Annotated in this window: 12 protein-coding genes; 6 read left to right on the forward strand and 6 right to left on the reverse strand. The window is 40.2% G+C overall.

Annotated elements, in window-relative coordinates:
• The first annotated feature begins 184 nt into the window (after positions 1-184).
• The 4 genes from MUO15_RS16120 to cls all read left to right on the forward strand — a co-directional run bounded on the left by MUO15_RS16120 (position 185) and on the right by cls (position 5,262).
• Entirely contained in the window at positions 185-682 is a 498-nt protein-coding gene (locus tag MUO15_RS16120; RefSeq protein WP_245030762.1) for a PTS sugar transporter subunit IIA, read from the forward strand.
• A gap of 810 nt (positions 683-1,492) precedes the next feature.
• Positions 1,493-2,956, forward strand: coding sequence for a glycoside hydrolase family 32 protein (locus MUO15_RS16125; RefSeq protein ID WP_245030764.1), 1,464 nt, complete (start codon positions 1,493-1,495; stop codon positions 2,954-2,956).
• Between the two features lie 167 nt (positions 2,957-3,123).
• On the forward strand, positions 3,124-3,645 hold the full coding sequence (locus MUO15_RS16130) for a transcription repressor NadR (RefSeq protein WP_396266357.1): 522 nt from the start codon (positions 3,124-3,126) through the stop codon (positions 3,643-3,645).
• Positions 3,646-3,819: 174 nt separating this feature from the next.
• On the forward strand, positions 3,820-5,262 hold the full coding sequence (cls, locus tag MUO15_RS16135; RefSeq protein ID WP_245030768.1) for a cardiolipin synthase: 1,443 nt from the start codon (positions 3,820-3,822) through the stop codon (positions 5,260-5,262).
• 438 nt (positions 5,263-5,700) lie between these two features.
• Here the strand turns inward: cls and MUO15_RS16140 are convergent, their stop codons facing one another.
• The 6 genes from MUO15_RS16140 to MUO15_RS16165 form a co-directional block, all read right to left on the reverse strand.
• Positions 5,701-6,135 carry a cell wall hydrolase gene (locus MUO15_RS16140; protein WP_245030769.1) on the reverse strand — a complete coding sequence of 145 codons (435 nt, stop codon included), beginning with the start codon at positions 6,133-6,135 and terminating at the stop codon, positions 5,701-5,703.
• A 301-nt stretch (positions 6,136-6,436) separates the two neighbouring features.
• On the reverse strand, positions 6,437-6,703 hold the full coding sequence (locus MUO15_RS16145; protein ID WP_245030771.1) for a lysozyme inhibitor LprI family protein: 267 nt from the start codon (positions 6,701-6,703) through the stop codon (positions 6,437-6,439).
• Between the two features lie 154 nt (positions 6,704-6,857).
• On the reverse strand, positions 6,858-7,115 hold the full coding sequence (locus tag MUO15_RS16150; protein ID WP_245030779.1) for a transposase: 258 nt from the start codon (positions 7,113-7,115) through the stop codon (positions 6,858-6,860).
• Positions 7,116-7,192: 77 nt separating this feature from the next.
• Positions 7,193-7,681 carry a DUF4372 domain-containing protein gene (locus MUO15_RS16155; RefSeq protein WP_245030781.1) on the reverse strand — a complete coding sequence of 163 codons (489 nt, stop codon included), beginning with the start codon at positions 7,679-7,681 and terminating at the stop codon, positions 7,193-7,195.
• A 190-nt stretch (positions 7,682-7,871) separates the two neighbouring features.
• Complete coding sequence (locus tag MUO15_RS16160; protein ID WP_245030783.1) at positions 7,872-8,045, reverse strand: hypothetical protein; 174 nt, start codon at positions 8,043-8,045, stop codon at positions 7,872-7,874.
• 488 nt (positions 8,046-8,533) lie between these two features.
• On the reverse strand, positions 8,534-9,682 hold the full coding sequence (locus tag MUO15_RS16165; RefSeq protein WP_245030785.1) for a S1C family serine protease: 1,149 nt from the start codon (positions 9,680-9,682) through the stop codon (positions 8,534-8,536).
• A 194-nt stretch (positions 9,683-9,876) separates the two neighbouring features.
• On the opposite strand from MUO15_RS16165, the gene MUO15_RS16170 reads away from it, so the two are divergent.
• On the forward strand, positions 9,877-10,569 hold the full coding sequence (locus MUO15_RS16170; protein WP_245030792.1) for a response regulator transcription factor: 693 nt from the start codon (positions 9,877-9,879) through the stop codon (positions 10,567-10,569).
• A complete protein-coding gene (locus MUO15_RS16175) occupies positions 10,566-11,915 on the forward strand; it encodes a sensor histidine kinase (protein ID WP_245030794.1) in 1,350 nt (449 codons plus the stop codon). The genes MUO15_RS16170 and MUO15_RS16175 overlap by 4 nt, the downstream gene beginning before the upstream one ends.
• Positions 11,916-12,037: the final 122 nt, after the last annotated feature.

The raw sequence follows: 12,037 nt of genomic DNA on the forward strand, positions 1-12,037 counted from the left end.
TTGTTGCTTTTTCACAGTTTGTCCTATCCTGCACTATTCATGTAAAAATCGACTTCTTAGTATGGAATGACATGCGCAAGCCTTAAGAAATTTTGCAGTGCCAGATTTACATAACATTTAAGTTTACTGCAGGGAATCAAGGGAAAAGTAAGAATAGCTTTTTTTAAAAGAGAGGAATGATTCCATGTTAAAAAAGTTATTTGGTGGAAATAAAAGTACAGAAGAACAGTTCGTTGCTCCATTGTCAGGAAAGGTTGTTCCCTTAGATGACGTTCCAGATCCTGTCTTCAGTCAAAGAATGATGGGGGACGGGGTAGCTATTGAACCAACAGATGGTAAAGTAGTCAGTCCTGTCGCAGGAGAAATTATTCAGGTTTTTCCGACGAAGCATGCGGTTGGCATTAAGACAAAATCGGGTATAGAAGTACTCGTTCATATCGGACTCGAAACGGTTTCAATGGAAGGCGAAGGATTTGAAGGGCACGTGAAGGCTGGCGATGACGTACAAGTGGGAGATTCTTTAGTGACCTTTGACCCTGTCCTTGTTAGTGAAAAGGCTAAGAGCACGACGACACCAGTCATTATTACTAATTTTGAGGATGTTGTAGATCATTTTGAGCCATCATACAGTGATACGGCAGCTGCCGGCGATACACATATCATGACAGTGAAGACGAAATAAGATAGTGGGAAAACAATAAGTCTAGAGTGATGACTTTCGACAGTCCTATTTTTTGGTTCTTTTCTCCAACGCCTCTCATTTCCTATTCTAGAAATAGAACCTTGTAGAGTATTTTAGATTGTTGCTATCTGGGTCCGCCGTTGCTACACACTTCGCTTTCCACGGGCAGCCAGTGAGCCTCCTCGAACTCCAATGTCGTTTCGTTCTGCGGGGTCTCGCTTTTCTCGCGTGCGTTTTCGTGTGTATCAATGGCTCCCGGATTCTGCTTAAATTTATTGTTTTAAAAACCAACATTTCTTTATAAAACGGCCTCAAGAAGAGATCGACAAAATAAAAAGGAAATGGATTCATCGCAAAGTTGAAGGAAGGGATTTAAAAGAATTGGTTGAGGCGCTCCTAGTCTTTGCGAAGAAAAGCCAAGAACAGTTGCTGCTGACGGTTGCTTGTCTGAAAATAAAGAAGATTGCCTTAACCTAGCTAGGGTCAGTTAGGGGAAGGAGAGTCTTTTTCGCTTACGGGAGGGCGAATACTGTGAGACTCCTGCGGAAAAACGAGCGATCGAGACCCCGGAGTGTGGTTTCACGAGGAGGCTCGGGTGTTCGTCCGCGGAGAGCGAGTGGTATTTGCCCGTACGTACACACAAATAATGCTTGTAGAGAAAAAAACAAGGGGTTCCTCTACAAGCTGCCCAGAGTGATTACTCTGGGCTTATTTTTGCTAGAAACCAATGATAGAAAAAAGGTATAATTGCAGGAAAGGCGGCTAAACAGTAGCCAGAACAGTAAGGTATAAGAAGGTGGAGGGAAGTAAATGTCTAATAGAGATATTGAATTACGCAACAAGGCAGAAACTGCCGTGGAAGAAAACAGGGAACTGGTTCATTCAGATCAGTACAGGCCTAACTTTCATCACATGCCGCCTGTCGGATTATTGAACGATCCGAATGGTCTCGTCCAATGGAACGGTGTTTTTCATCTTTTTTATCAATGGATGCCGTTTAAAACAGACCATGGGGACAAGTTCTGGGGGCACTATACATCAACAGATTTCGTGAATTGGGAGCAGCAGCCCATTGCTCTGGCACCATCCAGTTGGTTTGATAAAAACGGTTGTTATTCAGGGAGTGCAGTCGTCCATGATCACACATTGTATCTTTTTTATACAGGGAATGTGATGAATGAAAAGGGCGAGAGAGAAGCCCATCAATGTTTAGCGGTTTCAACAGATGGAATTCATTTTGAAAAAAAAGGACCAGTTGTTCATTTGCCAGACGGCTATACTGCTAATTTTCGTGACCCGAAAGTGTGGAGAAAAGGCCACAGCTGGTATATGGTGATTGGTGCGCAAAGTAAGGATCTGCTTGGAAAAGCGGTTTTGTTCCAATCTGATAACCTGACAGAGTGGGAATTGGTTGGAAATATGGCAGGCGCGTATGAGAATGGACTCGGTGAATTTGGTTACATGTGGGAATGCCCGGATTTTTTTGAATTGAATGAGCAAGGTATTTTAATGGTATCTCCCCAGGGATTAGAGGAAAAAGGAATGAACTATGCCAATACGTATCAAAGCGGTTACTTCACAGGAAGGCTGGATTATCAGCAGCCTGATTTTAATCATGGTGTGTTTAAGGAACTTGACCGCGGATTTGAATTTTATGCTCCTCAAACAACCTTAGATGAAAAAGGACGCCGTATCCTTATTGGCTGGTTAGGTGTTTCTGACCAATATGAGCAAGCACATCCCACCATCAGAAATAAGTGGGTGCATTGTTTAACGATACCAAGAGAGCTGATATGGAATGGATCTCAAATCGTGCAAAAACCTTTGGAAGAACTGAAAGAAATGAGAGACTCTATCCTCCTTCATTCCGATATAACGATTGAAAATGATCAAAAAGGGATTCGCGGTATTGGCGGAAAATCAATAGAAGTGAACATTGAGTTCGAAAATATTGAAGAACAATTTGCTGTTGAATTATTCCACTATGCTGCCTTTAACTATCAGAAAAAGAATGGTGTGCTTACACTATCAAGACCCCATTTAGAAAACAAGGACAAAACAGAATTTCGCCGAGTTAAAATTAGCAATGAGTTAAAGCAATTGCGGCTGTTTATTGATCACTCTACACTTGAGATTTTCGTTAACGAAGGTGAAGAAGTATTTACATCACGTATCTTCCCTCAGATAGAGGATGAATCCGTCTTATTCACCTCCCTAGGGTCAAGTACGTTTTCTATCGAACAATGGAAGTTAAACGGATATACTTATTCATAGAGAAAAGCGTCCGAGCGAGGGCACCTTTCTGTTATATTCGGGTTGCTATTGACGTTATACTGACATAGAGCATACGAGAGAAAACCCTCTCTCCTGACTTACAATTATGATAAAATAGGGTATATGATCATGGTACGAGGGAGTCGTTAACATTGGGTGAATCAAAGATGAAAGCAAACGAACGGAGACAACAGATCCTGACTTTATTAAAAGAGCAGAATGAGCCGATTACAGGAAGTTCTATAGCGAAAGAAATGAATGTGACCAGGCAAGTTATTGTAGGGGATGTATCGCTTATCAAAGCTAGTGGGGAGCCAATTGTAGCAACAAGTCAAGGATATGTTTACTTAACAACAGTGCACCCTGAATCGGCATGTAAGCGGACGATTGTATGCCGGCATTCCGCGGAGCAGACGGAGGAAGAGCTGACGATCCTGGTAGATCACGGTGTGAAAATAGAAGATGTGGTGGTGGAGCACCCGGTTTATGGTGACTTGACAGCGCGGTTAAATATTTCGAGTCGCCGAGACATTCAGCGTTTTATTGAGCAAGTAAATTCGACGAACGCATCGTTTTTACTGGAACTAACAAGTGGGATCCATACACATACCATTTCAGCTGATCATATTGAGGCTTTAGATGATGTGGAAAAAGAACTTGCAGAAAAAGGAATTTTATTAGAATCTTAGTGAGTAGAGGCAGACTCTTCAAGAGCTTTGCCTCTTTTTTGTTAGCCATGATTTTATGCAATACGAGGGGATAGACCAGGCTGGCTTCCTCTTTATGACTTTGTTTCTAGGTCATAAAATCACAATTATGCTATAGTATAGAAGCAATAGTGTATAGAAAAGGAAGTGAATGATGTGGACTTTCTCCCTTATGTATTAAGTACAACTCTTGTTTTAAACGTCATTTTAGCCTTGGCTATTATCTTCCTTGAACGTCGGGATGCAAGTTCCACATGGGCTTGGTTAATGGTTCTCCTCTTTATTCCAATAGCAGGTTTTTTTCTATATTTAATTTTTGGACGTAAATTAAGTAATAAAGAGATTTTTACGTGGGATAAGAAAAGCCGCTTAGGCCTACTGACAGCTGTCCAAGATCAGCTGCGTTCCATTAAGGAACACACGATGAAGGTACACCATGAAGACATCGTCCAATATGAAGACTTGATCTATATGCATCTGAAAAATAATGATGCATTACTTACACAAAATAACGAGGTGGAAATTTTCACAGATGGTCAAAAGAAATTCCATGCGCTCATAGAAGATCTCGAACAGGCTAAAGACCATATCCACCTTCTGTATTATATTGTCCGGGACGACCAATTAGGTCAGCGAATAGCTGATGTGTTAGTTAGAAAGGCGGAGCAAAACGTTGAAGTGAAGCTCCTCTATGATGACATGGGTTCAAGAAAACTAAGCCGTAAATTCGTAAGGAGAATTGAAGCGGCTGGGGGAGTAGTTGACTCATTCTTTCCACCACTGATACCTAAGTTAAACATGAAAATTAACTTTCGTAATCACCGGAAATTAGCGATTATTGATGGAAAAATCGGCTACATCGGCGGCTTTAATATTGGTGATGAATACTTAGGCTACAGTAAACGCTTTGGTTATTGGCGTGATACACACATTCGTCTTGAAGGAGGGGCTGTAAGCAATATGCAGACCCGCTTTATCTTGGATTGGAATTATGCATCAAGGGATGACATTTTTTATGATGAACGTTATTTCCAAGCGGAAGCAGAAGGGAATGTTGGTGTTCAAATTGTTTCAAGCGGTCCCGATTCCGACTGGGAACAAATTAAGAATGGCTATATAAAAATGATCATGTCAGCAAAAGAGTATGTCTATATCCAGACACCTTACTTTATTCCTGACGATAGTTTATTAGATGCTCTACGAATCGCTGTTTTATCAGGTGTTGATGTACGGATTATGATTCCAAATAAACCGGATCATCCGTTCGTTTATTGGGCTACCTATTCTAACATTGGCGATCTATTAAAGGCAGGAGCGACCGTTTACATTTATCAAAAAGGCTTTCTTCACGCGAAAACGATCGTTGTCGACGGGAATATTGCTTCTGTTGGAACAGCCAACATTGATGTACGAAGTTTCCGGTTAAACTTTGAAGTGAATGCGTTTCTTTACCACCCCAATACTGCCCACGTATTGGCTGCTCGTTTTCATGAAGATATTATCGATTCGACTGAACTTACGTTTAATCTGTATAAAAACCGTTCGTCTTGGATTAAGTTTAAAGAATCCGTTGCCAGGCTTTTATCACCTATTTTATGAAGAAAGGCAGAAAACCGCCCTGGTCATGGCTGCAAGGAGTTTGGCGTCTTTCAATGTCGAACGAATCAACATCTCATTAAGTTTAGCCGTGGTTTCTTTGATTTGCCTGCGAAATTAAAAAAACGCTGTGGTATGATCGGTAGGGCCGAATTCCACATTCACCCTGTATCCAGTACAAATAAAGTTATTTCTTTAACGTCTAAAGCCGCATTCTTCCATTGAAAAATGCGGCTTTTTTAAAAAAGTTGATTCTTTGTTCTGCAATCGCACCCGTTTTCATAAAGACTTGATTTCAAGATAATATTGATAGCATTCTCTAGCTTTTGCCCCCTTATCTTCAAGACTCAATATCGAGGTTCTTTCGCATCATCTTTTAAACTACCCCCGTTAGTTTAAGTGCAATTTCATCAACTCGTTTTCTTGGAGAAATATAATAACTCAATAAACACTGGCACATGTTCCAGCTGCTGGTTCATAATAACAATGATTTTTATAACGACCAGTTAAAGGTTCACCGTACCATGTTGGAGGACACGGAGCATATGGATTGAAATACCAAAGAGCATATTTAGCCGGGTGTTGCCTCCAAAACTTCAAATTCTTTCTTGCTAATCTTTTCTCAACAGATCTCGCTCCTTTATAAAATAGACTACCCTTTTGAACAGCTTCAAAAGAAAAATTTCCTCCTTGTACTTGAAAAATAACATCTCGAATGGTTCTTACATCTGTAAAATCTAAACAATCCGCTACAGCCCGGTTAACAACTACATTTCCCACATACAACATTCCTTGTTTTCCTTCACCTACGGCTTCCGCTCTCATCATCCTTGCCATTAAAGCTACGTCTGAACTTGTGTATTTTACTCTTGGCATTTTTTCCACCCCAAAAATATTGTATGAAAAAAGCCTGCTTTGATGTCATTAAATAGTGCTTCGTTTTAAATCTATAGGTTTTAAGTGTGTAAGATTAAAAATATGTCATTCTTTTTTACACCTTTATTCAACTAATCTGCTCTTCAATTCTAAAATAAAGAAATGGCGGCTGTTCTTATTGAATAATCGCGTCCGTTTGTTTAAGTGCATTTTTTACAAACAAAGCTGCCATCTTCAGACTGTCTCAAGTACTGGGTGAATAACTTAAATGGAAAATAAAGTACGCGTTAGTTTTGAAATATTACTTCATATAATTTGCAACTAACTCATAGCACCTTTCTTTTGTAAGACTTGCTTGCGTAGCCACATATTCTAATGATTCTGTTGAACCACCTTCATATTCTAGTGATGCTTCTTTAGCAGCCTCATCTCTAAATTCTACCCAATTCCGTTGTTCTTCTGTTAATTGATCCATCTGTTCTGGACTAAGCTGTTCTTTCAATACTCCATAGATTTCATTCAATGCCTTATCCCAGTTTTTATATCTTTCCTCCTCTTGTTCCTCCATATCTGATCACTAGTGTTGCATTAATATAGTTTGAAGATTCAGTTTTATTACTTTCTCCCTTTAAAGTTAAAAAGGGAACACCCACCTAACAAGCGGTTCTATCCATTTGGTATTTTTATACAGATAAACAGGCGGAAACCACAGCTTTTTAAGATTATGGTACACATCGAAGAGCATTTTCCCACTCTTGATAAGGCTCCCATAGTAAAGCTTTTAGGCGTCTCGCGACCTTCAAAGGACTGGATGACGATTGTTTCTCTTGCCTGTGTAAAACGAGTAAACAATAGGTGATCAAGGCCATGTAAATTTGATTCTGGGCAGCTTCTTCATCGAAGCTGAAGAAACGTTTAATCGTCACATGTTGCTTGATCCAACGAAAGAAAAGCTCAATGTGCCAACGGTTACGGTACATTTCAGTTAAGGTTTCAGCTGATCCATGAGAATGTCTAACTGATTTCGGTCATGGTCTTTCGCTGGTGTCATGACGGCTTAATCCGGAAATTGGTGAAGGTCATCCATAAATACAAGTCTCAAATGGATTTTTAGACCTCCTTTGGTCTTCCGAAATTGAGCCCAAGGAAATTGATCATGATTTAGAGAAATCGTTGTGGAATCAATGAGATAGAGGGGTTTTCCGAATTTCATCGGCGTTTTACCACCCTTGATTTTCATGGCTAAATCAGCGAAGATGGCGGCCAGAATGTCTGAATCCACAGATCGATGTTTGCGTGATAATTGAGAAACACTGAGCGATTCGAAGCCTAGGTGAGCTTGTAGATTTTTATTCACTAGAGAATCTTCCAACGCCCGAAGGCTCGTCACTTCGTTCAAATGAGCGTAAATCATCAAATGAAGATAAGATTCAAACGAACACTTTTTCATGTATCGATCCATTTCTTGAATGGGATCGTCTAAATATTTTAAGTTTAAGGGTTCTACGTATTTACCAAATGACGTTTTTGCGGTATTCTTGTCCATGAGATGGTCCTTTATATTGGATTTGGACAGGAACTCCCTGCACCAACCATTATAAGGGATTTTTTTATGGAAAAGAGTAGATTCTGAACATTTAGATATTATTTATGCAATACTAGTGATTTCCATTATAAAAAAATATTGTAACTCATAAATCGTTTATTATACCTATTTTCTGGAAGTATCATTTCTACTACCTTACAATAATGTTGTCATAAATCGCATACATAAAAAAGAGCGCCCCGGCTACTGCCAGGGCGCTTTTAACCTCATCACTTTTCGTTAATCCTATTAAGAAATTTCTTAAATAAACATAATGTTCTTTATAAATTTCCTCAATTAGTTCTAATGGATTGATCTTATGCATTTTTAAACCCCCCGCAATATCTCCGGCATTAAAGTGACGATTATAATCCAAAAAGGTTGCAATCTTTTTAAGTTTCTAAAAAAATTAAAGGGACCGTTTAGTCGGTCCCTTAGGGTAAAGAAATTCCTTTATAGTTCTAACATAATAATCTGGTGAATTCTGTTTCTTTTTATATTTGGGTTCTGCTTTAACAATTGACGAACAAATTCAGTTTTATTTATTGGAGAGATGGTAGTGGTCTTAAATCTCCTACCTTATCCATGGACAAGGCGGGGTCAGCAAATGGGTTTTTTGTCGGTCTAATACTACCATAGTTAATGTCTTTATTATATTTTAACATAAATATCCAATTTACCTACTATTTCTGAATATAGTCCGTTTGGGGAACATCTTGATTGTCACTTAACACCATGAGCTAATACATCAAAAAAGGACCTGTGCTTCTAGTCACAGGCCCTTCTAAAGGAGAGAGGTTAAATTTATATTTTTTACTGGGAGGAAAGTTCGAGTGAAACTTTCATTGGTTCACCATTTCGATAAACTGTGAGTTCTACTTGTTCGCCAGCTTTCGCTTCTGTATATAAATAATGGCGTAGACTCATGAGCGATGTTACTTTCTTGTCGTCAATTTTTGTAATCACATCATACTTTTGTAGATTAGCATCGGCAGCAGGTGTTCCTTGTGCCACTCCGGCAACGATAACGCCTTGTTTAACGGCGCTAGGCAGGTTTAATTTCCTTTCAAGAATAGATCCTGGAACTTGGCTAACATCTTGTAAGGATACACCCATATAAGGTCGTTCTACGCTTCCATGGTTTTCTAGATCTTTAATTACTGGCTTAGCTACATCCATAGGAATCGCGAACCCGATACCTTCCACTTTTTCTTTGGCAATTTTCATAGAATTAATCCCTATGACTTCACCTTGAAGGTTAACCAGTGCTCCGCCGCTATTTCCTGGGTTAATAGCAGCATCTGTCTGAATCACTTCGGTTTGCCAGTCTGGCTGGCGGTCTCCGTTTATATCAACAGGGATATTACGGTTAAGACCACTGACAATTCCCTTGGTGACTGATCCAGCGAACTCCATGCCCAGTGGGTTGCCGATGGCTATGGCAGTTTGGCCAACCTCTACGTCTTCAGCTGACCCTAGCTCAGCAACTTCTTCGACATGTTCGCTATCTATTTGTAAAACGGCTAGATCTGTTAATGGGTCACTGCCTTTCAATTCGGCTTCCACTTTCGTACCATCACTTAAAATCACTTCAAGTTGTGAAGCATTTTCAACAACGTGGTGGTTTGTCACGATGTAAGCTTGATTACCGTCTTTTTTATAAATGACCCCAGATCCTGTGCCGGCTTTTTGTAACCCACGTGGACCTTCCTTAATGTTACTGACACCTACTACAGTCTGTGCCGTTTCATTTACAGCTTGTGTGACAGCCTCTTGAGTTTCACCAAGTTTTAACTCGTCGGCCTGGGCGGTCGGTTTACTCGTATTGAAATTGATCGAGATCCCCTTCCATTGAAATACAGTTGTTATAAAAAACACAGCTATAATAGCTCCTAATACCCCATAAGCTAAACCGGAACGTTTGTAATGCTTTCTGGACTGTTTGTTCTCCTCGTCTAACATATGATCAATGACCCCTTTCTCAAATCAAAAAATGATCAAGTGGATGACTGACTGCTTCTCTCTGTACAATTTTTATTCTACTCATGAGTTATGGCATGACTTTGGAGGAAATGTGGAAAAAGTGTGTAAAACGAGTTTCTTTTTTAAAAGTATGCGAAAATGTAAAAAAGCCTTGATCGTAAGGAGGAAATTATATGGACCAAACGATTGGTTTAGTCGAAGATGACGCGAATATTAGTGACATCGTAATAGGTTATTTAAGTAAGGAAGGATATAAAGTAAACGCTATGGAAACGGCGGAAGCAGCCTGGGAATTATTTGAGCAGGATCCTCCAGATTTATGGGTGCTTGACCTCATGCTTCCAGGTATGGATGGGTATGAATTTTGTAAGAAGGTTCGGCAAACGTCTGAAGTACCTATCGTGATCATTTCAGCAAAAGACGAGGAGCTTGACAAGATTTTAGGCCTTGAACTAGGGGGCGATGATTATTTAACAAAACCTTTCAGTCCGAGGGAACTTGTGGCTCGTGTGAAACGCCATTTAAAACGGTGGGAGGTTATGAAACCTGAAAATACACCCCCGTCTGATCATATAAAAGCAGGCAGACTTACTTTAAATATTGCAGAGAGAAGTGCCTACTTTCGGGAACGAGAAGTTGAGGTGACGACAAAGGAGTTCGAACTGTTAAGGATACTGGCTGAGCAAGACAATCGTGCCTTTAGCAGGGAGGAATTGCTCGTTCAAGTTTGGGGCGATGATTACTTTGGCAGTGACCGAGCTGTAGATGATTTAGTGAAGAGGCTGCGCAAGAAAATGCATGACCTGCCGCTTGAAACCGTTTGGGGACATGGCTACAGGCTGCGGGTGAACCGAGGGAAATCATGAGGCTCCTTTACCAGTTGAATGCCGCATTTACAGCCCTTATTATTGTCGTCATGTCGATTACCGCTTTCTTTATTTATTCATTACTGATGGACACACTTATTTTAGATGAGCAGCGTCAATTGAAACAGCGTGCTGGGTGGCTTGTTGATATCACCAATGAGCAGGATCCTAATGTCAGAATTCCTCAGTTATCTAAACTGATTCAAGATCGCAACTTCCCGCTTTTAATATTTGATCGTAATGAGGAAGAGGTTTTATTTAGAACTCTCCCAAAAAGTACGGCGCAATCTTGGGTGGAGCGTTATGATAGTGAACTAGTCGACAAAGAAGTGTGGGAGAGTCAAGGTGAAAGTTATGTCGTCTATGCTCTTCCAATTGCCCCTGGAAATAACAGAGTTTTGGTGATGGCAACCCCCTTAGATGATCTTCAAGCTGTCCAGTCTCTTTTCGCAGTTCGGATGGTTGGTGTGTTCTTTATCGGGTTGATGCTTGCGATTATTGTAAGTTACTTTCTAACCAAAAGGCTCGTGACTCCGCTTACGAGATTGAAACAGGAAGTGGAGAAAATTGAAAAGAGGCAGTTTGATCAAGTGCAAACTGTAAAATCAAGCGGAGAGATTAAAGAAGTAGAGCGTAGTGTGAGACAGATGGCTTATGAACTTGAACGCTATATTACATCACAGAAGCAGTTTTTCCAAAATGCCTCCCATGAATTAAAGACACCGCTGATGTCAATTCAAGGCTATGCGGAGGGGATCCGTGACGGTGTTTTTGAAAGGGATGCTGCAGATAAAGGGCTTACGGTGATCGTCAGTGAGACTGAGCGATTGAAGAAGATTGTAAATGAAATGATTTTATTAGCAAAGCTTGATAGCAATGAGGACGTGTATCATCCTGAAGAAACGAATGTTGTAGAATTGATTTCTCAAGCGAAGGATCGTTTGGTTCCTCTTGCAAAAGGTAAAGACATAGAATTGCATTTTGAACAGAGTGAATCCTTCTATACCTATATCGATAGAGAACGCATTCTTCAAGCTTTAATAAATATGGTTGGCAATGCTATACGTCATGCAAACCACCAAGTTACCCTTCACTCTTTTGTGAAAAATGATACGTTGAAGTTTCTTGTAACAGATGATGGTGAGGGAATACCGGATGAACTGCTTCCCCAATTATTTGAACGTTTTATCAAAGGAAAAGGTGGGGAGACGGGGCTTGGGTTAGCGATCTCCCGTGCCATTGTTCAACGGAGCGGTGGTACCATACGTGCATATAATAATGAAGGGAAACAAGGGGCAACCTTCGAAATAACCTTAACAAAAAGGATGGCAAATAAGGATACGTGATATAATAGCAACAGGGAACGATTCCATATAAGAGATGGTTTGAAAGTTGCCGAAATAGGCAGGCGACTAAGATCACTCCCACCATTTGGAACCTACATTACCAAAAGAAAGAGAGGGATGAC

Source organism: Halobacillus amylolyticus (genome assembly GCF_022921115.1).
Lineage (GTDB): Bacteria > Bacillota > Bacilli > Bacillales > Halobacillaceae > Halobacillus_A > Halobacillus_A amylolyticus.